Source organism: Desulfitobacterium dichloroeliminans LMG P-21439 (assembly GCF_000243135.2).
Lineage (GTDB): Bacteria > Bacillota > Desulfitobacteriia > Desulfitobacteriales > Desulfitobacteriaceae > Desulfitobacterium > Desulfitobacterium dichloroeliminans.
In genome coordinates this window covers 1,326,074-1,345,502 of sequence record NC_019903.1, presented here as the reverse complement: position 1 = coordinate 1,345,502, position 19,429 = coordinate 1,326,074, and the positions used below count along the sequence as shown (strand labels likewise).

The window sequence follows — 19,429 nt, the reverse complement described above, 5'->3', positions numbered from 1 at the left end:
AATTTATAATAACAATGATAAAACAATCGATGCCATCTTGGTAACTACCCTTTGTCATCTATGAAAACGGCCAAAAAAACGGGCCAAAATTTGCACTTTTTTGCTTCGTTTTTTGCTCATTTTTGGCTTGCAAACCACAACATCTTGTGGTCAAAGTCTACTTTTTGCCCTCCGAACCACATTTCGTCATCTTTATTATCGTTTCAACGTGCCTTGAATGGTCAAAAAAGATGCCGCTGCTTGAGCGTAGTAGGGCCTTGGCGGAAAGGTAAATTTCGCCTAATTTACAAACAGGAGCAGTTGTAAACTCTCCTCATAGATTATTCTTAATGTATCGCACAGTAATGTTTATGATCTATAGGGGAGTCAATCCTATTTTATCGGCACAACAATCTGTGTTAGCAGTTCACTTGCATTGCGACTATCATCATTCAAATAATAATTGAAAATCTTTCCTTGCTGTTCATAGCCATGCTCTATTATCCACTGTATAATTTCAAACATCATCGGATCAGTATCTTCATAAGCACCTAAGAATATGCCTGACACCGCTTTTTGAACAGGAATAGTATATCCTGTGATGTCATCATTTCCCAATACTGATTTTGCAACAGGAAAACCCATTTCTACATCAAGGTTTTCTAAATCAGCATTATGGTAGCATACAAAAGGACCACCGGAGAGCAGCAGACCATTACATGCTGCATACTCCATAATTACCCCATAGGCTTGTTTAGCAGTATCCGGGTAATCATTGAAGTGAATAGTCGTGCGGATAGACAGGACATGCTGCTCCGGTTGTTCCAATAAATTGATTTTTGATATTATTGCCATTTCAATTGCCTCCAGATTAATTTTTTTTTTTACCTCTACGGATGGCGATACATTGCTTAACATCCTCTAATACCGCGTCATTCGTCACGTTTATCATGAGCCACTTCTGACCCATACCGCTTTTTGTTTCGTGGTACAACTGTTGCAAATACTCTGTGAAAAAAGGGAGTGTAAATTCGGTTTCTGTCTGCTCACGATCACCAATGACTATAAGGGCAATAAAGTATCCCTCCTTTGGATACAAGGTACATAATGTACGTCCTGCCTTTTTATATTTCACATTCCATCCGTACTGCAAGGAACATCTACTATATTCCAGCACCGGCTTGCTCTGATATTCTGTCTCCATATGTTTGCACAGGCATTCAAATAAAGGGCTATTCACATAGGTGTTAATGGTTGTTATTGATGGCTTTTGTGTTCCATTGGTTTTATCCCATGTTTGTTTAATTTTAAATATCCTTTGCGATGAGCTTAATGGCAGCCATAACTCCATATAGCTGGCATCCTGATTTTTATTATAATATATCTCGGCAGCGAAATCGCCACAAGTCAGGCTGTGCTTTTTCATCCAGCAATTCATAAATGAGGACGCTTTGAAAATTGCGGAACCAATAAGTTCTGCAAAGTTTTCTGCCTCCAAGCAGCAAACGGCATATTCACCGCTTGGAATTGTATATGAAGCATATCCCTCTTCCTGTATATTTCCGGTGGCTTCAGCACCGGCCATGTAGTTACAGCAACCTTCTCTGGCATCTCCCAAATAAAAAACACCAAATTCATTGCCATTCGGCAGTAAATTTAGAATGTTCGATTTCTGACGATGGAACTCATCCCATATTATCCCGGTAGTAGCAATACCGGTACCTTTGCCTCCTGTTAATTCAGTATCAGGCACCTCCCCTTCAATTCCAATAAATGTGCGCGGTTCATCCAGTTTTCTACGAATCACTTCAACCACAATACCATCAGCTATTAACGATACATCTTCATTAACCATGATATAGTTCAAAAGCAGATCTGGTTTGATGAAATGATTGAGTATAACAGGACAATCACGATATGCATCTGGTGTAATGCCATATGCATCTTTAAATGCACGAGTAAAGTTGGCATGATCTGAAAATCCATAATCAAGTGCCACATCAATGATTCGCTTTTCTTTACTTTTAAGAGCTTCCGAAGCTTTTGCCAACCTACGCAGCCTCACGTATTCATTTACAGATTTTTTCACTAAACGCCCAAACAAGCGCTGAAAATAATACGGTGATAATGATGCTACATTTGCAAGAGTTTCCATCTTTATATTCTCTGACAAATGGTCTTCAATATAGTTCAATGAGTTTTGTATTGCTTGCCATGCATGCATATTATACCTCCTGAAAAAAGGATAGCACTGATATAACCTGACCGCTTGTCACACAATGCTATTTTGAAAAATATTACAATTTATTACCCCTGTTCAATTCATTTGTATCTTTTTATATACTCAAGGGTCACATGACTTGTAATTGTTTAAGCAGACATTCGGTGTGAACGCGTATCTCGCCATCAACTGTCTAATCTGCTGCTCAATGTTTTTACTGACTACAGCCTCTCCTCCGAATAGTGTCGCTCCGGTTAGTTTCTTGCCCTTCAGATAAGTCCTGACCTGATCAGACAACTTGCTGTCCGCTAGGATGATTGGGGCATTGTGATTTGCTGCATAGACACTTCCGGCCAGGGCATCCGGAAAGTTGTTGCCGGTGGCTATAAGACACTTTGTTTCTGTTCACCTCAAGCTTATCTTAATCTTCGCATGTGCTAAAAACAATCCACGCTCCGCAGACTAAACGGAGTGTGGATTTCTGTTACTGTATATCAATCCATTCATGTTTTTAGCTTTTAATAATGCAGCAATCAAATCAAGCACGATGTCATCTTTTTTATCTAAAGCCCTTGATTTATCTGAGATTCAAGCACGTTCAATTTACATTTTTTGTTACACGCTTATTAACACCTACTCGTAGATACGTTCGACTTCATTGCGGACTGTGTCTGCAATCGCACCAGTCCCGCCTAAAAGATGGACTTTTGTGGTGTTTTGCTTGTTATCCCCTAAATATTGTTTTACATAAGTAGAAAGCGGTTCGCCCACAAACAGAATTGGACTGTTAAATTTAGCGGCGACGGCAGAGCCGGACAGCGCATCTGGGAAGTCCTTGCCTGTAGCCAGAAATACTCTCTCCGTATTCGCCTCAAAATTCTTCGCTACCAGGATTGCCGTCTCGTAAATATCGCTGCCGCTGATGCGCTTGGCATTGGTCAGTTGGCCCAGAACAGTGTTGCTGACGGCACTCTGATTTCCAACCACGATGGTCTCTGTCGGCGTTATAGATAGCAGCGCCGCTTGAATAACAGCCGGCAGGGAATTCGGCTGTGTCAACAAAATGGGAATTTCTTGATTGGCTGCCAGCGGTGCGACCACCAGCGCGTCATGAAAATCCTGGCCTGTTGTAATGACGACCTTGCCTTTATAGCCAAGCTCCGAAGCAATTTTCGCCGCCGTAGCATAGCGGTCGGCGCCGCCAATCCTTTGCACGGTATAACTCTGTTTCAGTTTGTTCTCAATCGCCTCGGAAACAGCGCCGCTGCCTCCCAGAACAATGACCTTTTTAGCTCCTAAGCGGGCAATTTCCGCAGCTGTGGCAGGGGTCAGCGTCAGACGGTTCGTAAACAGAATGGGAGCGTCGCATTTTTTGGACAGGGGCGTTCCGGTAAGCGCATCGGGATAATTGTCCTCTCGTGTCAAAATGATGGTATCGGCGCCGCTTGGCCAGCCCTCTTGCGATACCGCAATCGCGGTTTCTATTCGGCTGGCTCCGCTCAAACGATCCGTTTTGGAATCGGCGTAGAAGCTGCCGGATCCGATGGTAACCACATTGGAGACGGGAGAATATATAGGCTGCACGTCCGGCCAGCCCTCGTAGTAATCGTAGTAGACGCGGAGCTGGTAGGAATAAATATGGCTTTTAATATCGACAGAGGTCAGGGTACCTTCGTCAATGGGATCGAAGGTAATTGCAAAGGTCCCGGCGCTAACGGGTGCTTCGCCGTCCTCGCCGCCGGTGTAAACATTAATATATCCGCCGCCGCCGAACTCGTTCCAGGATCCGTCGTCAACCTTCACCGAATAGTCCCAGAAAACAGAACCGCCGCCAGGGGCCTCGCTGTCGAGATTGAGAACGCTCTGGGGGAAATAGACCTGGGCTTCAAAATATGGCCTGCCGTCATCATATGTCTTTAACGCGATGTTCTGGATTGAAGGAGCTTCTATGGATGAAGGAACACCTTCCGGCAAAGCTGCAAATGCAGTGATCGGGAATAGTGCGGTAACGAGAAGTGCCACAATTAACAGCAGACAAGTCCTAACAGATGATTGTTTCATGATAATCCTCCTAAAAATAATATAGACTCTCGGCATTCACCGAGGCAGATAGCACAAGCCTTTGCTTATACCATCCCTATTGATTTCTCCTGCTTACGGGTAGTGGGATTTCATTTATTACACGATGCCGTATGCTTTGTGTTGAAACATACTTAAAAAACAAGGAGTAGTTACTTGGGCGTATGCTTAATCTCAATCGTATACGTAATGCTTCCAGAGGCGCTGCCTTCTTCAGGATAGCCGATCGAAGCGGTTTTAGTGAAACTTTCCGAGCCCATGACTGCATTATTGTTGGTGAAGGGCACTTGGAAAAGGTAATTTCCGTCTTCCTGTTTGTAATCTTGGAATAATTGTTCCGCCATAAAGTTGACAAAGCTGTATTCATCGGACGATTTTTGATCAAGCTCGGGGTTATACCAGACTTTCGTCTGCGCTCCGATCATATCGACCTGAACATCCACCGTTTTACTGTCGCAGGGAGAGAAGTTGATAAACTTCATATTCACCGGATATTTGTTAGGATAATCAATCCGTGTCGTATTTGGTGAACTGTTGGAATAGCTTACATATTCTCCCTCACCCTTTCCGGTAAATACTTTTTCGTCGTTTTCATCCAGCCAGGATAATTTCACTTTGCCCTTCAACGTCATTCTTTGGTTGGCAATGCCGGAGTGCAGCGAGACGTCATAGTTTATAGTGAAGGTCATCGCATCTTTGAGTTTCTGCAGGTACTTCCGGGAAAAGTCCTGGGAGACCTGAAAGTCTGAGGTGAAAATCAACGCGCTCTGGATCAGCGACACTGCCGGTCCCATTGCTTTGTAATTATGCTCTTCTCTGATTTCTTTAATCTTCTTGTCTGCGGCACGGACCATCCAGTCGGAAAATGTATCCAAATAAGGTTGGATAGAGATATCCACTCCCAGAGTTTGGGCTTCTTTTAAAATCTTCAGTGACGCGTTCATTACCGGGATCAGTTTATCGACATCGTTTTTGTAGGTTCGGATCAATTTATCGGCTTTCTTGATATTTCTCATCTGCAGAAGCCCGGCATAATAAAAGGATTCCTGCTCCTGACCCACCAGAGCGACTTCACGGCCTGAGGCTAAAAGCTTGATGATCAGGTCCTTTTCCGGCTGAACAACACTTTCAATGTACATGTCCAGGGCCCGGTTTCTTACTTCCGAGGCATTTTCTCCGTCTTCATCCTGACACATAAAGGTATAATCTGGCGGCACAGGGGGTGCGGATATCGGGGTCTTGAGAAAAGCTCTGGCTTCAATAACGGCTTCTTTGTACGACTCTGCAGCCATTTCAGCCGCCTGCTGAAATTCCCCTTCGCTCACCGGTGTATAGAGAATATAGGAAGAAAAATGGGCTATTTCTATGGAAAGCATATCCGTTTCCGCTTTCTTGGAAGCAAAATTCAAGTGCGTCCCGGATTGATCCCCGAAAAAAACAAAGGATTTGTCTGTACTGGCCTTTGGTCCGCTAATGGACAGAGTGGCCGGAATAATAAACTGCAGGCCTTCCGGCCGCAAAACGACGCCGGCATTCAGCTTGCCAGAAACCATGTCTGTGCTGATATCTCCGGCCAATTGCATGGAAATTGTTTCGGCATACGGCAGGGCATTTTCCGGAATATCCAGGCGCCAGACATTTCCTTCCGTATCTTTAAGCTCCAGAAAGACCGGACCGCGCAGAGGCACATAGCGGACGGAATCTTTGCGTGTCTTATCCAGGGTTAGAGCGGCATTCCCTAAAGAATAATATGAATTCGTTGTGTCTTTGCCGCTTGTTTCCTGATTGGCCAAAGTAACCTCTTGCTTTTCAATAAATTTTTTGAGATCATCATCCGTTGTTTTTTTAGCTGATGTTTTCGCGCAGGAACAAGCAGCCAATAACATGACAACTGATAAGAAAATACTGATGATTTTTTTATTTTTTGCAATCATTTCACAACCCTGATTCTCTCTTGTAATAATTCGTTTTTTCAATAACTAGCTGTTATTTTGATCTGCCATCAGGATATTCATCGTGTTATTCAAAGCGGATATTCGAAAGTATTTGCTCATAATCTGCCGAGAGTGAATCAAAGGAACTGGCTAAATCGCCAAAAGTAATTGCATAGACGTCTGTGCCCTCTAAAAGATAGACATATTCATATTTCATCTGCATCTTGCTGACCATACAGGTGAACATAATTTTTTGGGCGTCGATTCCTCCTATACTTATCTTTTCTGATTGACCAATGTACTTGACATTATCAAAGGATCCTTCGAAGTATCCTTTGGCTTCCTGTACAACGGCCTCAAGGGTTTTGCCGCTGAAATTTTCTTTTTTAACCATAAAGCTAGCCGTGTTCTTCATATATTGGACCGGGAGAACAGAACCGGTTACCTTCTCCCAGCCGGAGGGCGGCGTAATCAAAATCTTTGTTTCCGCCGTTTGGGCTGTTGCCGGCGATGCTGCCTGGGCACTTGGATCGGATTGACCTTGACTTACCGATTTTTGGTCCTGTGCAGGTGTTTTTTGAGAGCTGCAGGCTGAGAGAGCAGCCATTAAAATCAAGCAAATACAAAGTACCATTAGTTTTTTCATTGCGGTAATACTCCTTTTTTTCGTAACGTAAAGTAACATATTAGCTATTGCACCGGCTTCTCCATCGTGACTGTCACTGTATTGTTACCCTTTTCAATATTCATGTAGGCGTTAACCCATTCGCCTTTGGCGTTATAAGCCCGAAAATCAATCGCTGAAACGCTTGTGCTTTCGTCTACATCTGTCGTAAAGCCGTTCTGTTTCAGAAATTTGATATAACCTTCAAAAATTGCTTGATCCACATATTCTAAATGAACCGTTATGCTTTTGTTATTGTCATTGACAACATCGGTAATCTTCCCTGCCAGTTCGGGAACACTTTCCATAAAGTCTTCCGGCCATGATGCAGCGTCATTCATATCGACAGCCGTAGCGGATTGGCCGGAAGCGTTGCCCGACCCATAGGATATTGTGCCTTCCTTGGCAGTAATATTATAGGTGAAGACCGCTGTTGAACCGTCTGCCGCTTTACCGCTGTGAATCAGACTTTCTTCGTCGGCCATACTCATCTCCCCTTTATATCCCATTTTTTTCATTTCGGTAATATAGGCTTGGGCATCCTCTTTTGCCATTTCGGAGAAAGCTACTGTACATTGCCCGGTACTGTCATCCTTCAACACGGCAGTGATCTTGCCTTTTAATTCCGGTAGATTTCCCATGTTATCGGCAGGCCATTTTAAATTTTGGCCGACATCGAGGTCGCCATTTGTGCTTCCGCTCTGGCCAGCATTTCCTTGGGTCTGCCCCCCATTGTTTTCATCTGTTTTACTGCCTGATCCACAAGCCGTTATCATAAACGCCATACACACTATTATCACCACAGTAACAAAACACCTTATTGTTTTCATTGTTTTTTCCTTCTCTTTCAAGTTCTTTTTTTAGAAGTGCTAGAATACCACAATAATCTCTTACTTCATAAGCATCATCGCTCCATGAGATATGTTATCATTGCTTTCGACTACCGGGAAAAAAACGGCGCTTTCATAATCGTCACTATGATTCGGGATGAAGTCATCCCTCACAAACATGGAGAGAGGCTCAACCAGATTTTTCAGCAGCGTTGTTTCCCCTAAAAAGATATCTTCCACAGCTTCCAGCACAGCAAAATTCTCATTGGTAATGCGGCTTAGAAAATTGATCTTTCCTGCTTTTACATCGTCAGGCTTTATGTTTGCTCTTTGCAGCAGGATATGATTTGCCATGATCAGCATGCCGTTGCGTTCAAAAATGGCAATTGGATAAGGGAAATTACCAATCACCTGGAAATGCAGTCCCTCGTTTTGAATTAGCAATTGCATGCTTTTTATTAAGCTGTCCTGAACCTTAACCTTTATTTCAATGTTTTTTTGCATCTGAATCAGATCTTCCAGAAGTTTCTCCTTGCTCTTTTTTTTGCTCACTATTCACCACCTCATTTCATTAAAAGGCCTCTTTTACTTCATGGTAGTGATTTTCAGAAAATAAATATAGTTAATATCAACCTGACTTTAGTAAAGATATTGCTCAATTAAAAAAGCTCCCGTGTTCTTATCACTGACACGGAAGCCTTTATCCTATACTTTTTTATTTTTATCCAAGTGTTTTTCGGTATTGCGATGGTGTCATTCCTACCTTTTCCTTGAACACCCTGGCGTAATTTCCATTGTAATTCAAACCGCAGGTAGAAAAAGCTTCGCCAATAGATAGATTCTGATCGCAAAGCTTCTCCTTCAGCTTGTTTATTTTAACGTCCTGATAATAGCTGAAGGGAGTCATGGAAGTATACCTTTTGAAAAGACGGGAAAAGTGATATCGACTCAGATTTACCGACCTTGCCGCCATGTCCAGATCAAATTCTTCCAGCCAATGGCTTTCTATGTATACCTTCGCTTTAACCATTTCTTCTTTACCATTATACAGCTTGGATGTAACAAAGACATGGACGACATAGGCCAGTTGATTATGATCATCAAAAATAGGAAAACAAGTAATGTTCTGGAAGCTCATGTCAAAGCAAAGCTCGCCTACCTCAAATCTATTGATAATTTCTTGAATTGGCATTTCTAAATCTTGAAATTGTACGGTTTCACCTTGAAATGACTTTAAAATTTGTTCTCTCGCTCGTTCTTCCCATTTGTCGATAACTGGATCTTTCAATACATTGAATTTCCCGATTAAATGATCTTTCGATGGTATATGCATTAGCCTTAAAGATGCTTCGTTAGTTAAAACCATCGTCCCGTTCGGTGAATAAACTTGAATTGGATAAGGAAAAAATTCTATAATCCTTGAAAGCATCTCTTCATTTCCACCCCAGGATTGAAAAGGACGGACAATGTCTTTTTGACTTTCTTCCGTTACTTTATATCTGCCATCTCTTGGTTTGGCAGCGTCGTTGGGAATGGTCCAGACCCTGCCAAACTGGACAGCACCCGTTATCATATTGTGCATGCACAGATATTGTACCCGTCTTACAGATACTCCCCACTTTTCTGCAGCTTCCCGAACTGTCATGTAGTCCATAAAATCACGTCCTCTGCTTTAGATAGAACATTTCGACTAATATGTTAGTACTTTCCAGTATAATACGTTGATACGTATGATACCAGCGATTTTTCTTAATAACTGTTGAATCCTAAAAATGTTACCATAGATTCAACGGTGATACGATATGTCACATGAGTTGACCCATACCCCGTTTTTACAGACACTATAAACACCAAGCCCATTTATATTCTATCAAAAAAAGAAAAGACGTGAAGCGCCCTCTCACGTCAAAACATGTTTTCATTTATAATCCCTCAGCCCCTTTATTTATCAGCATTTCCGCCGTCGCAACAGGATTACGGCCTCCACATGCTTGGAGTTGCATTGATAGCTATCATTTTTATTGTTCCAAGCCCTTTTTTTATCAAGGGTCGTATTAGGGAACATATCCAAGATTGGCTGTCGTTTGCGGAAACATATCATTAGAGATTAGCCGTCTCTTATTTAGCCTAGTTGTTTAGAAGTAAGTTTTAGATTAAAACACAAGCCTTGTAAGCAGATAGACCGTCTCAACATACAGTCAAATTAGGGCTTGAAAGTTTCATAAAATCATGTCTCAGCTTCGTAAATCTTATAGTTATTCTCATCTTATGCCTCATTCACTAAGTTAATGGAATCCTCGATTTCAATTAATGCTTGGGAGTGTAAAATAAATTGTGCCTTTAGCTAATCCAACTATAATAGCACTAAGGAGTTGTCGGAAATGGCTAAGAGCAAAAAACCAAGAATTATGTCCCAGGATCAAGTAAGGCAGTTTATCAAAGAAAACGAGATCCAATCCGTGGAGGATATCCAAAACGTCCTCAAAGACATGTTTGTAGAAGCACTGCAAGGCAGGCTGGAAGGGGAAATGGATACTCATCTCAGGTATCAGAAACATGAAGATGCAAGAAGGAAACTGCAAATCGACGAAACGACCATAGCACCCAAACAGTCCGCAGCGACTACGGAGAAGCCGGTCTGGAGATTCCCCGGGATCGAGAGAGTGACTTCGAACTGGTGATTGTCAAGAAAGGCCAAAGGAGTCAGCACCAGAGACATTCAAGCTCATCTGCAGCAGTTGTATGGAATTAAGGTATTCCAATCCTTATATCAAATATCACAAACAAAATCATGCCCACTATGAAAGAATGGCAGAACCGTCCGTTGATGCGGATCTACGTCATGGTCTTTTGGATGCTATTCACTATAAAGTAAAGCAAGACGGAATGATCGTCAATAAAGCGATCTATATGGTCATCGGCATCGATATGGACGGACAAAAGGATGTTCTGGTCTGTGGATAGGAGAGAATGAAACCTCCAAGTTCTGGCTGGTGGTTCTCAATGAGCTGAAAAACCGATCGGAAAGGGCTCAAAGTTATCTATTGTAAAGGAGATTAATAGCTAAAAGCACAAAATAATTGACAGACCCCGAAATGACCTATAGTGGTGTTACAAATCTAATTGACTATTTCACTATTTGATCTACTCTTTCATGTCTGTTAACATACCATTGGCATGGAAATAAGTTAGTCCCCAATTCCCCATAGAGCTTATAACATCACAAAATTTCTCTCCAAGAGGTGTTAATGAATACTCAACTTTCGGAGGAATAATTTGATAGACTTCACGATGAACGATTCCGTCTAGCACAAGCTCATTCAGTTGACGGTTTAATGTTGCTTGAGTGCAGGGGATGAGTCGATTTAACTGACTGAACCTTTTAGTTCCTTGTTGAAGATGCCAGAATATCAATAATTTCCACTTTCCCATAATAACTTTTTGTGCCATGCAATATGGACACAGTTGCATTTTTACATCATTACTGATTTTACATTCGGAACATTCTTCTAAGTATTTAGAATTCATAAGCACTCCTTAATGAAAAGATATATACTATCAATTATGATAGTATATATCTTTATTAATAGTATTTGCATAATTTGTAATGCATGCTATGATTATATCATGTTAAAGATAAATAACAAGTTTATCTATCAAGAAAAGGAGAATGATCATGGAAAATGTTAATGTAGTAGCAAAGTATTTGCAGGACAGCAAAGTGTGGTATCTGGCAACGAATGGTGAAGCCGGTCCTGATGTAAGACCAATGGGTATTGCTATACCTTACAATGGAAAACTGTACTTCATCCTCGCTAAGCCAATGAACCTTCACAAACAGCTCCAGATCGATGGCAAAGTAGCAATATCTGCTTATTATGATGAGAAAATATTAAGACTTTATGGAGCTGCAGTCCTTGATGATACTGATGAGACAAAGGATGCTTTCATCAGTATGAGTGAACAGATTGAACAGATGTTCCCGAAAGAAGTCATTGCACCTTACTATCTAAAAGATACTAAAGCAAGCATTGGTTCCATGGGCGGAGAATCAGAAAGCTACGAATTTTAAAAACAATCAACCGTTTTATGACTGTCAGGAGTCGAATCAAACTAGCAAGTGCGATTCGGCTACCTAACTTCATTGATTCTAATCCAACAATATAAGGAGAATAAATATGAAAATAGCCGTTAGATATTACACACGAACCGGTAACACCAAGAAGCTTGCAGAAGCTGTTGCAAAAGAAGCAGGGGTCAAGGCATTACCAATTACGGAGCCTCTTACAGAAGATATTGATACTTTGTTTTTGGCAAATTCAGTTTATGCCGCAGGCTTGGCTGGGGATGTTAAAAAATTCATTGCTAACATTGATGTAAAGGTCGGAGAAGTTGTTAACATTAGTTCTGCAGCCATCATCGAATCTACGTATGCTCAAGTTAAAAGCATAGTAGAAAAAAGCGGCTTAAAGATGTCTGAGCATGAATATCATTGCCGGGGTCAATTTACATTGATGCATAGCGGCAGACCCAATACGAAAGACTTACAGGATGCAGTAACTTTTGTCAAAGAATATTTAGAAAAATAGATGAATTTAACGCATATGCTTGCTTGGCTCTTTTTAGGTATTCGCGAGTCCAATGCAAACGCGTATCTTCACTCGGATGCATGATTTCTTTTATGCCATATTCCGGGCCTTCCATTGTATTTTTGAGGCGACCAATTTCTTGCTTAAGCCCGCGAATAGCCGTCATTATCTGGTCTCTAGTTTTTCCTTTAAGGTACTCTTCATAATAACTTTCTGGACTAATCATCATATTAGGCCACCTCCTTTACTCATTACCTGTCTTTATTTCATTGCCATTAGGCAAAATAAATACCTGCTCAAACTTAATATCCAGTGCATCAGCTATGGCTTTCAATTCATCCAATGTTACAGTTTCACGTTTTAGTTTTTTATTGAAATTCTGTGGAGTCTGACCAATACGTCTGGCAAGTTCTGCGACGCTTATATTCATTTGTTCACACAGTTGTTTGATCATATCTGCCGTAGTCATACAGCACCTCCATATTCTACTAAATTATATTATAAACCATTTGGTTGATATGTACAATAACATACCGAATATTCTCATAATTGCCTAATCATAATAAAACCCACAACTCTACTCTAGAGTCATGGGTTAATTAAGTCCGTTTTTCATACTTCAATTTCAATGCCAGACTTAAAGCTTATTACAAAGTGGTCTTCGTACACAGTGACGTTTTGGATCAGCTTCCTTACTAAAGTGTCATCATACAGTAGGGTGCGATATTTGTTCCTGCAGATAAATCCTATCAGCTCGTTGATTCGCTCATTCTCTCCACTTAAGGATGCATCTTCCACAAGAAGCCTCTGCCGCTCTTCACGGAGCTTATCAACCTCTTCTGAAAGGAATTCAAAGTCTTTTCCGTTATTAGCCAGGCTGATTATTTCTTTCTGTTTTTCTTCAAGTAAGGTGTTTATCTCTGATATTCTGTACTCTGTGGTGTCACCAATTATTGCATGGATGTTTTCTTCCAGTGTTCTCATCATGTTATCTCCACCGGCAAGGAGCTTGTTAATGGCCGTCATTACCGCGTCATATAAATCTCCTTCTTTTACCGTGCGGTTCTTACACGTTTCAGGACCTTGCTCGATTCTCGTAACGCATCGCCATACGAACTCTTTTCTACCGCGTATATTCCAGTAGACCCGTCTGTAAATGTCCCCGCAATCTCCGCAGAAGGTTATGGTGCTCAAAGCGTATTTACTGCTATAGAGTCTTTTGTTTTTATCTGCCCCTGTATAAATATTATTCCTGCGATGAAGTTCTTCCTGAGCCTGTAAAAATAGTTCCTTTGGTATGATCGCCTCATGGCTATTTTCAACATAATACTGTGGGACATGGCCTTCATTCTTGACTCTTTTCTTCGTAAGAAAATCCACAGTGAAGGTCTTCTGTAAAAGGGCATCCCCGATGTATTTTTCGTTCATCAGAATCTTTTTTATGGTCTCCGGTCGCCATCTTGGTTTTCCTGCAGCTGTTAAAATATCATCCTTCTCAAGATCCCTCCCAATGCCTGCTAGGCTTTTACCCTCAAGGTACTCTCTGTATATGCGCTTAATGATTTCAGCCTCTTCAGGAACAATGATTAGGTTGCCTTCATCATCTTTCGTGTACCCCATAAATCGATTGTGGTTGACCTGAACTTTGCCCTGCTGGTATCGATACTGAAGTCCCAGCTTAACATTCTGTGAAAGGCTCTGACTTTCTTGCTGCGCGAGGGATGCCATAATGGTCAGAAGCACCTCTCCCTTGGCATCCATTGTGTTGATGTTCTCTTTCTCAAAAAATACGGATATGTTCTTATCCTTGAGCTGCCTAATATATTTTAGGCAATCCAGAGTATTCCTGGCAAATCGACTAATGGACTTTGTAATCACCAGATCGATGTTCCCCTCCATGCACCCGTCAATCATGCGATTGAACTCTTCTCGTTTTTTCGTGTTAGTGCCTGAAATGCCGTCATCTGCAAATATGCCTGCAAACTCCCATTCAGCATTTTTCTTTATAAACTCAGTGTAGTGAGCAACCTGCACCTCATAGCTTGAGTTCTGCTCTTCAGTTTCTGTAGAAACACGGCAATAAGCAGCTACACGAAGTTTTTTTACCTTTTCTTTTGCGGCTGTACTTCCCACCCTTTTTCGTGCTGGAATTACAGTTATGTTTTTCTCGGCCACTTTACACCTCGCTTTCTATCAGACTATATAGGTACTCCGCTCGCGCTATTGGAGCATCTGGAAGCTTACCTTCTGATTTTTTCATTTTAAATCTTTCTATAGGTGGAGGAGCACTGAAAGCTGCAAGCTCTGCAATCCTCCCTAGATCCTTCGCACGATTACTTCTAACTTCTTCAGCCTTATCAAACGTCTCTTTATCAATGATTGCGGGGTATACGTCATTTCCAAGATAGTTGACGTTTTTCAAAATAAGCCCCATGGATGAATGTGTCTTCTGAATACCAGCCTGCTCACCGGCCACAGCAAGGGAAAGCCCGGAAATGTACTTTTCAAAGAACACCCTCACTTGATCTGCTGCCTTCTCATCGATAGTAACAATACCTTCTGTAATTGTATATCCGTATGGTACATAAGCCATTTACCTCACCACCCTTTCTTTCAGGGAAAGTCCGCATTTCATTTTAAATGTCAGTTCATCCCTTGAATTTACAATGATGTTTTCTACAAACTTTTCAAATGCCTCGTCTGTATAATTGCCATCAAACTTATCTTTTGACACATGCTCAAGAATCGTCTTTACCTCATCAGCCCGTGATGTTCCACTTGTAAATGACATGACCAGGTTTGTCTTCTCAGTGGTTAGATTTTTTATTTCGCTATCCAGAGCATTTCGTTCCTTGCTAAAAAGTGCTGGTTCAAGGAACCCTTTTGTCATAAGACCAATAAGCGTATTGCGCTCTTCGGTCAATTGCTCCATTCGCTTATCGATGGCATCAATTCTTTCAAGGTCGCACTCTTCTTGGTTTTTACTTATAGCCTCATAAAGTGGCCCAAGGATAATCTTTCTGCTGTAGGCAAGCTTATTCATCATGGTGGCAAAGGTTGCCTTTATCTCTCCATCACGCAGGAACAGCATGGAGCAGCTGTTCTTGTCTTCAATATGCCCTTTGCAGCTCCAGGCGATATAACTTCTGCCAGCAGAGTAGTTTGTTTTTCTTCTAAACGTGGACCCACACTCTCCACAGATGATTCTGCCGCTTAATACATATCTATTTTGATAAGCTTTTTTGTTAACAGCCTTACTCTTCGCTCTTTTTGTTATCAGCTTTTGTGCCTTAGAAAACACTTCTTTGCTGACGATAGGCTCATGATGATTCTTGCAGTAAAATTGGTCTTTCTCACCTTTATTAGGTCGCCGATTGTAGTTGCTGTCGGTGTAAGTCTTTTGGAAAAGCGCATCCCCTTTGTATTTTTCATTTCGGAGCATATCAATCACTGTTCCTGTGCTCCAATGATTACCTCTTCTTGCAGGAATCTTGTCCCTGTTAAGGCCCTTTGCGATCACACTTCCACCTTTACCAGAAAGGCACTCTGAAAAAATGCGCTTAACAACTTCTGCTTCTTCTGGAACGATGACCATCTCACCATTCACAGCTGTCAAAATGTTCATCCAGCTTTTTGGTGACTCCGCTGCTGTACTGTACCTCGATGTCGTTCCATGCATTGACGTCAATTTCCTCAATACCGGCTCCGAAGATGTATTTTGTCAGGAACGAAAACTCCGCCATCTCGGTGTACAGAGCGTCCACCATTTGCTTCTGTGACATACCCGAAACAGCGATACGGTAATCCTGAACATATTTGGTTATATACCGCTTGATCTGCGCCTTGACTTCCTCCGTGCCGCCATCGGTAATCAGTGTGGCATATTTGCCGGAGATGTACTCCTGCACCTCATGTAACACAGAGTTGAAATCCCTGGCAGCTCCATCGGATGAAAAAAACAGGCCTTGATTGCCTGTCATGGTGATGGCCTGAGGTTTCACTCCCGCAAGCGGCGGGATGTTTATATCCTTCATGCGATTCTTTCTGCTCATACGCCGAACACCTCCTTTGCGAGCTGGGCGATCTCCTTGCGGAGGCTCCGGCTGTCCTTGAGTGTCAGCCCTCCCAGCAGGTTCCCCGATAGAGCCAGATTCTCCAGCTCGTCCGAATGGGGAAGCCTGAAGGAGACATTGCCCAAGACCTGCTCGATATGCTCTCCTGCCTGATTCGATTTGATATTGGAAGCCACCTTGTACTGCTTGTCGGCGTCCCATTTTTGATCCTTCAGGAGTGGGAGCTGGCTGGAGAGGTAGCTGACAGACTTCAGGTCGCAGTTTACCAGCCGGAGAACAGAATCAGCCTCCAGCAGCGAAACCGCAGACAGGATATCGTGAGCGATGGCGCTGCCGCAGTCGATGATGATGTAGGCTGCTATGTCCCGCAGATGGTCAATCAGCTCGGCTGCAAGCTCCTGGGAGTACGGCGGGTAAGTAAACACGTTCTCACCCTTGAGCATTCCGATAATGGTCAGGTAGTCCAGCTTCCTGTGGGTGATGCAGTTCTGCTTGATGAGCAGATCCGTCACATGGGTGGCGGCAAGTATACTGCCGAGGGATCGCTCACACTCCAGATCGCCGGGCGGACAGATGCAGGGCAGCATGGGCGTGGTCATGTCGCACAGCAGCAAGACCACATTCTTCTTCTGATCCGCCAGATATTTCGCAAGACGGACGCTCACAGTGGTCTTTCCGCTGCCGGGGCTGCCCCATACCGCCAGCACCTGCACATTCTGTTCCGGTTCCTCCGGCACAGACTCAGCCTGCTTGCGGGAGAAAATACTCCCTTTCATGAAATTAAGCATCTTTACTCACCTCCGGTTTCCTGTACAGAATTTTGAGGCTCAGTTGGAACCGCCGAGGGGATCGGTGTTTCCGAAACAGCCGCTTGCGGGGTTTGTTCAGCCGTCCGCGACGCAGGCTTCGGATACAGGGCTTCAATTACCTTGTCCTGCAGCTCGGTAAATTTCGCGGCATCCTCCTTGGAGCCCCTGTACACGAGGGACAGATGGAGCTTGCCGTCCGACTCCAGCTCCGCGAATATTTTGGCCTGCTCCGGTGAAGCCAGCAGGGTGACAGTGGCGGGGAGTTGCTTTTCGTTATCATTCTTTACGGTTGAGTCGGCTTCGGCGTTCTGCTGATTGGTGTCGAAGCCTGTGCTGGCGGTCACGCCGATGACCTCCACATAGGTCAGCTCCGGAGGGATCACGGTGGAGCCCTGCTTTTTATAGTCGGGCGCAATTACCGACACGATGTCGCCTGAGATCAGCTTGCCGGACAAGCCTCCGGCAAAGTTTTTAATGCTGATGGAAATAGCCTGCTTGTCGCCGTTCAGGTTGTACAGATAGGCATTCTCCGACGCCGGTGTATCCGACAGCTTGGCCGTGAGGACATAGTCACCGGGGGACAGATCCGCCACTGCGTATTTACCGAGAACGGCGTCCTGTTGCCTGATTACATCCTCCGGCAGGTTGTAGCCGCCGACTTCCACGGTCTGGATCATATCCTTAGTGATGGTATCTCCTGCTTTGATGTCCTTCGCTACCCGGATGACGGTCGTTTTCTGAGACACGCTCTGATTAAAGAGAGGCGTTAGCGCAAAGCAGATGGTTAAAGAAAGCACAATGCAAATAACTCCCAGCACCGTGCGGTTTTTCAGAAAGCTCATAGAGTGTTCCTCCTTAAGTTATAAAGTAGGCTGCGAGGCAGCCGAGGGAAAGAAACGGCGCGAGAGGATATGCCTTTTGAGCAGCCCTTCCGCGCAGCTTTTTGATTATATAATTGCCTGCATGGAATACCAGCAGGGCGGTTAAGCCGATGACCGCAGCGATCATGCTTTTGTTGAAGCCCAGCACCAGCCCGGCCGCCGCCATGAGCTTGATATCTCCGCCTTCCATGCCGCCGAATAAAAGGGCAGCTATCAGAAAGATAATTGATGCGGAAACACCAAGCAGCTTCAGTGGCCCAAAGGCAATTAGGCTGGTCAGGGCTATGCCGACGCAAAACCTATCGGGAATGATACCCTTGCGGATATCAGTAATTGACGCCGCCGCAAGCAGGGCAGCAAAAAAACCGCCCTGCATAAGCGTCGCCAGTTGTGACAAAGCGTCCAGATCAGCCTCCATAATTGAACATATCGATGATACGCTGCTTCAAGGTCGGCAGGATAGTTTCGCCGAACAGGGCATAAAGACCGCCGAGAAGGAGGGCGCCGATGACAACTGCCATCAGGATTTTGATGGCAGTGTCCACGAAGCCTTCCCCGCGCTGGGAGCAGAGAATGACCCTAGACTTGAGGAACATTTCTGTGTTTTTGGCGATCACCCTTGTGATCATATCGTTTGCCTTGCCGATGATTTTTTTAGTGAGCTTTTTCATTGTGATTTACCTCCAAATTCATATTTTCATTGATCGGTTTTTGTTTACATACCGCCCATGCGCAAGGAGCCGCTGTGCTCCGGCACTTCTTCCAAAGCGGGCGAATCTGCTGCCACACTTTGCTCAAGGGGTTTTTGTTCGTCCGGTTTATCTTCCCGCCTTTTTCGCTGCTGCTTATAGGTAAAGGCGGGCGGAATGCCTTCCAGGTCTTTGCACCGCTTGACCCTGTATCTTTCCGTGTCACTTTTGTAAAGGTAATACCAGTCCTCGTCGAAGCTGTATACTCCTGCCACGCCTGTGGCCATTCCGTCCCTGTAAATAAGCTGATACTTAAAAAGTGGGTTGGGATCGCACACAACTCTGATCAGATCCAGTTCCAGCTCTACTTCTTTCGTGTTTACCACCTCCATATGGGCAGCAAAAAACACCGGTGGTTTAGTCCGGTGTTAAACTGCCTGTGAAATCTTATTCGGTTTCGTATTCCTGTGCGTCATCCACATGGAAAAAGCCCTGGGCAGCAGCTTCAACAACCCCTGAAGTCACAAGGGCTGCGGGCATATTTCCTTTGCACAGGAACCCTTCACGAATTGCATGGTTATCCGGAAGCTTCATGTTGGGAAGCTGGTAGTAAAAGGTTTGGCCGGTACCCAGAGGTATTAGGACTTGCTCTTTGCTCATAGGCATCATCTCCAAAAATTT

24 protein-coding genes and 3 pseudogenes are annotated in these 19,429 nt (G+C 43.6%); 5 read left to right on the top strand and 22 right to left on the bottom strand.

The window, feature by feature from the left end:
- Positions 1-372: 372 nt before the first annotated feature.
- From DESDI_RS06345 to DESDI_RS06310, 9 genes and pseudogenes are all read right to left on the bottom strand, one after another.
- A complete protein-coding gene (locus tag DESDI_RS06345) occupies positions 373-834 on the bottom strand; it encodes a GyrI-like domain-containing protein (protein ID WP_015261814.1) in 462 nt (153 codons plus the stop codon).
- Between the two features lie 16 nt (positions 835-850).
- Positions 851-2,203, bottom strand: a complete 1,353-nt coding sequence (locus DESDI_RS06340; protein WP_015261813.1) for a DUF3788 family protein — start codon at positions 2,201-2,203, stop codon at positions 851-853.
- A 120-nt stretch (positions 2,204-2,323) separates the two neighbouring features.
- Positions 2,324-2,587: pseudogene (locus DESDI_RS17575) on the bottom strand (cell wall-binding repeat-containing protein); the annotation flags it as partial.
- Between the two features lie 246 nt (positions 2,588-2,833).
- A complete protein-coding gene (locus DESDI_RS06335) occupies positions 2,834-4,261 on the bottom strand; it encodes a cell wall-binding repeat-containing protein (RefSeq protein WP_015261812.1) in 1,428 nt (475 codons plus the stop codon).
- A gap of 170 nt (positions 4,262-4,431) precedes the next feature.
- Positions 4,432-6,213 carry a hypothetical protein gene (locus tag DESDI_RS06330; protein WP_015261811.1) on the bottom strand — a complete coding sequence of 594 codons (1,782 nt, stop codon included), beginning with the start codon at positions 6,211-6,213 and terminating at the stop codon, positions 4,432-4,434.
- A gap of 85 nt (positions 6,214-6,298) precedes the next feature.
- On the bottom strand, positions 6,299-6,859 hold the full coding sequence (locus DESDI_RS06325; protein ID WP_015261810.1) for a hypothetical protein: 561 nt from the start codon (positions 6,857-6,859) through the stop codon (positions 6,299-6,301).
- A gap of 44 nt (positions 6,860-6,903) precedes the next feature.
- Positions 6,904-7,707 (bottom strand): hypothetical protein, encoded by an 804-nt coding sequence (locus DESDI_RS06320; protein ID WP_015261809.1) that lies wholly within the window; start codon positions 7,705-7,707, stop codon positions 6,904-6,906.
- 60 nt (positions 7,708-7,767) lie between these two features.
- The gene (locus tag DESDI_RS06315) at positions 7,768-8,259 is read right to left on the bottom strand and encodes a hypothetical protein (protein ID WP_015261808.1); all 492 of its coding nucleotides are present in this window, start codon (positions 8,257-8,259) and stop codon (positions 7,768-7,770) included.
- A 169-nt stretch (positions 8,260-8,428) separates the two neighbouring features.
- Positions 8,429-9,361, bottom strand: coding sequence for a helix-turn-helix domain-containing protein (locus DESDI_RS06310; protein WP_015261807.1), 933 nt, complete (start codon positions 9,359-9,361; stop codon positions 8,429-8,431).
- Positions 9,362-10,088: 727 nt separating this feature from the next.
- Here DESDI_RS06310 and DESDI_RS18245 point away from each other — a divergent pair.
- The 3 genes and pseudogenes from DESDI_RS18245 to DESDI_RS18180 all read left to right on the top strand — a co-directional run bounded on the left by DESDI_RS18245 (position 10,089) and on the right by DESDI_RS18180 (position 10,671).
- Positions 10,089-10,388 carry a hypothetical protein gene (locus DESDI_RS18245; protein WP_015261806.1) on the top strand — a complete coding sequence of 100 codons (300 nt, stop codon included), beginning with the start codon at positions 10,089-10,091 and terminating at the stop codon, positions 10,386-10,388.
- A pseudogene (locus DESDI_RS18535) lies at positions 10,340-10,459 on the top strand (hypothetical protein); the annotation flags it as partial. The gene DESDI_RS18245 and the pseudogene DESDI_RS18535, both read left to right, overlap by 49 nt.
- A gap of 56 nt (positions 10,460-10,515) precedes the next feature.
- Positions 10,516-10,671 (top strand): transposase, encoded by a 156-nt coding sequence (locus DESDI_RS18180; RefSeq protein WP_202950017.1) that lies wholly within the window; start codon positions 10,516-10,518, stop codon positions 10,669-10,671.
- 180 nt (positions 10,672-10,851) lie between these two features.
- On the opposite strand, the gene DESDI_RS18390 is transcribed toward DESDI_RS18180, so the two are convergent.
- Entirely contained in the window at positions 10,852-11,235 is a 384-nt protein-coding gene (locus tag DESDI_RS18390; protein ID WP_015261804.1) for a winged helix-turn-helix transcriptional regulator, read from the bottom strand.
- A 148-nt stretch (positions 11,236-11,383) separates the two neighbouring features.
- Between DESDI_RS18390 and DESDI_RS06295 the strand changes: the two genes are divergently transcribed.
- Together DESDI_RS06295 and DESDI_RS06290 are read left to right on the top strand one after the other, a co-directional pair.
- Positions 11,384-11,779 (top strand): pyridoxamine 5'-phosphate oxidase family protein, encoded by a 396-nt coding sequence (locus tag DESDI_RS06295; RefSeq protein WP_015261803.1) that lies wholly within the window; start codon positions 11,384-11,386, stop codon positions 11,777-11,779.
- Positions 11,780-11,885: 106 nt separating this feature from the next.
- The gene (locus DESDI_RS06290; RefSeq protein ID WP_015261802.1) at positions 11,886-12,296 is read left to right on the top strand and encodes a flavodoxin family protein; all 411 of its coding nucleotides are present in this window, start codon (positions 11,886-11,888) and stop codon (positions 12,294-12,296) included.
- Here DESDI_RS06290 and DESDI_RS06285 read toward each other — a convergent pair.
- The 12 genes and pseudogenes from DESDI_RS06285 to DESDI_RS06230 form a co-directional block, all read right to left on the bottom strand.
- Complete coding sequence (locus tag DESDI_RS06285; RefSeq protein WP_015261801.1) at positions 12,274-12,525, bottom strand: hypothetical protein; 252 nt, start codon at positions 12,523-12,525, stop codon at positions 12,274-12,276. The two genes, DESDI_RS06290 and DESDI_RS06285, sit on opposite strands and share 23 nt — an antisense overlap.
- A 15-nt stretch (positions 12,526-12,540) precedes the next feature.
- Positions 12,541-12,765, bottom strand: coding sequence for a helix-turn-helix domain-containing protein (locus DESDI_RS06280; protein WP_015261800.1), 225 nt, complete (start codon positions 12,763-12,765; stop codon positions 12,541-12,543).
- A 143-nt stretch (positions 12,766-12,908) separates the two neighbouring features.
- Positions 12,909-14,471 (bottom strand): recombinase family protein, encoded by a 1,563-nt coding sequence (locus tag DESDI_RS06275; RefSeq protein WP_015261799.1) that lies wholly within the window; start codon positions 14,469-14,471, stop codon positions 12,909-12,911.
- Position 14,472: 1 nt separating this feature from the next.
- A complete protein-coding gene (locus tag DESDI_RS06270) occupies positions 14,473-14,889 on the bottom strand; it encodes a recombinase (RefSeq protein WP_015261798.1) in 417 nt (138 codons plus the stop codon).
- Positions 14,890-15,891, bottom strand: coding sequence for a recombinase family protein (locus tag DESDI_RS06265; RefSeq protein ID WP_427846167.1), 1,002 nt, complete (start codon positions 15,889-15,891; stop codon positions 14,890-14,892).
- Positions 15,892-15,898: 7 nt separating this feature from the next.
- Positions 15,899-16,330, bottom strand: a pseudogene (locus tag DESDI_RS06260) (type II secretion system protein E); the annotation flags it as partial.
- A gap of 14 nt (positions 16,331-16,344) precedes the next feature.
- Positions 16,345-17,157, bottom strand: coding sequence for an AAA family ATPase (locus DESDI_RS06255; RefSeq protein WP_015261796.1), 813 nt, complete (start codon positions 17,155-17,157; stop codon positions 16,345-16,347).
- A gap of 2 nt (positions 17,158-17,159) precedes the next feature.
- On the bottom strand, positions 17,160-18,020 hold the full coding sequence (gene cpaB, locus DESDI_RS06250) for a Flp pilus assembly protein CpaB (RefSeq protein ID WP_015261795.1): 861 nt from the start codon (positions 18,018-18,020) through the stop codon (positions 17,160-17,162).
- Positions 18,021-18,033: 13 nt separating this feature from the next.
- Complete coding sequence (locus tag DESDI_RS06245; protein WP_041219317.1) at positions 18,034-18,477, bottom strand: prepilin peptidase; 444 nt, start codon at positions 18,475-18,477, stop codon at positions 18,034-18,036.
- Positions 18,467-18,730 (bottom strand): DUF6133 family protein, encoded by a 264-nt coding sequence (locus DESDI_RS06240; protein WP_015261793.1) that lies wholly within the window; start codon positions 18,728-18,730, stop codon positions 18,467-18,469. The genes DESDI_RS06245 and DESDI_RS06240 overlap by 11 nt, the downstream gene beginning before the upstream one ends.
- A gap of 44 nt (positions 18,731-18,774) precedes the next feature.
- On the bottom strand, positions 18,775-19,140 hold the full coding sequence (locus DESDI_RS06235) for a hypothetical protein (protein WP_041219782.1): 366 nt from the start codon (positions 19,138-19,140) through the stop codon (positions 18,775-18,777).
- Between the two features lie 55 nt (positions 19,141-19,195).
- Positions 19,196-19,408, bottom strand: a complete 213-nt coding sequence (locus DESDI_RS06230; protein ID WP_015261791.1) for a hypothetical protein — start codon at positions 19,406-19,408, stop codon at positions 19,196-19,198.
- Positions 19,409-19,429 lie beyond the last annotated feature (21 nt).

Excerpts from the sequence above, each read along its gene's own strand:
- DESDI_RS06345 (WP_015261814.1), bottom strand. The coding sequence starts at position 834 with ATGGCAATAATATCAAAAATCAATTTATTGGAACAACCGGAGCAGCAT.
- DESDI_RS06340 (WP_015261813.1), bottom strand. The coding sequence starts at position 2,203 with ATGCATGCATGGCAAGCAATACAAAACTCATTGAACTATATTGAAGAC.
- DESDI_RS06335 (WP_015261812.1), bottom strand. The coding sequence starts at position 4,261 with ATGAAACAATCATCTGTTAGGACTTGTCTGCTGTTAATTGTGGCACTT.
- DESDI_RS06330 (WP_015261811.1), bottom strand. The coding sequence starts at position 6,213 with ATGATTGCAAAAAATAAAAAAATCATCAGTATTTTCTTATCAGTTGTC.
- DESDI_RS06325 (WP_015261810.1), bottom strand. The coding sequence starts at position 6,859 with ATGAAAAAACTAATGGTACTTTGTATTTGCTTGATTTTAATGGCTGCT.
- DESDI_RS06320 (WP_015261809.1), bottom strand. The coding sequence starts at position 7,707 with ATGAAAACAATAAGGTGTTTTGTTACTGTGGTGATAATAGTGTGTATG.
- DESDI_RS06310 (WP_015261807.1), bottom strand. The coding sequence starts at position 9,361 with ATGGACTACATGACAGTTCGGGAAGCTGCAGAAAAGTGGGGAGTATCT.
- DESDI_RS18245 (WP_015261806.1), top strand. The coding sequence starts at position 10,089 with ATGGCTAAGAGCAAAAAACCAAGAATTATGTCCCAGGATCAAGTAAGG.
- DESDI_RS18180 (WP_202950017.1), top strand. The coding sequence starts at position 10,516 with ATGGCAGAACCGTCCGTTGATGCGGATCTACGTCATGGTCTTTTGGAT.
- DESDI_RS18390 (WP_015261804.1), bottom strand. The coding sequence starts at position 11,235 with ATGAATTCTAAATACTTAGAAGAATGTTCCGAATGTAAAATCAGTAAT.
- DESDI_RS06295 (WP_015261803.1), top strand. The coding sequence starts at position 11,384 with ATGGAAAATGTTAATGTAGTAGCAAAGTATTTGCAGGACAGCAAAGTG.
- DESDI_RS06290 (WP_015261802.1), top strand. The coding sequence starts at position 11,886 with ATGAAAATAGCCGTTAGATATTACACACGAACCGGTAACACCAAGAAG.
- DESDI_RS06285 (WP_015261801.1), bottom strand. The coding sequence starts at position 12,525 with ATGATGATTAGTCCAGAAAGTTATTATGAAGAGTACCTTAAAGGAAAA.
- DESDI_RS06280 (WP_015261800.1), bottom strand. The coding sequence starts at position 12,765 with ATGACTACGGCAGATATGATCAAACAACTGTGTGAACAAATGAATATA.
- DESDI_RS06270 (WP_015261798.1), bottom strand. The coding sequence starts at position 14,889 with ATGGCTTATGTACCATACGGATATACAATTACAGAAGGTATTGTTACT.
- DESDI_RS06265 (WP_427846167.1), bottom strand. The coding sequence starts at position 15,891 with ATGGTCATCGTTCCAGAAGAAGCAGAAGTTGTTAAGCGCATTTTTTCA.
- DESDI_RS06255 (WP_015261796.1), bottom strand. The coding sequence starts at position 17,157 with ATGCTTAATTTCATGAAAGGGAGTATTTTCTCCCGCAAGCAGGCTGAG.
- cpaB (WP_015261795.1), bottom strand. The coding sequence starts at position 18,020 with ATGAGCTTTCTGAAAAACCGCACGGTGCTGGGAGTTATTTGCATTGTG.
- DESDI_RS06245 (WP_041219317.1), bottom strand. The coding sequence starts at position 18,477 with ATGGAGGCTGATCTGGACGCTTTGTCACAACTGGCGACGCTTATGCAG.
- DESDI_RS06240 (WP_015261793.1), bottom strand. The coding sequence starts at position 18,730 with ATGAAAAAGCTCACTAAAAAAATCATCGGCAAGGCAAACGATATGATC.
- DESDI_RS06235 (WP_041219782.1), bottom strand. The coding sequence starts at position 19,140 with ATGGAGGTGGTAAACACGAAAGAAGTAGAGCTGGAACTGGATCTGATC.
- DESDI_RS06230 (WP_015261791.1), bottom strand. The coding sequence starts at position 19,408 with ATGAGCAAAGAGCAAGTCCTAATACCTCTGGGTACCGGCCAAACCTTT.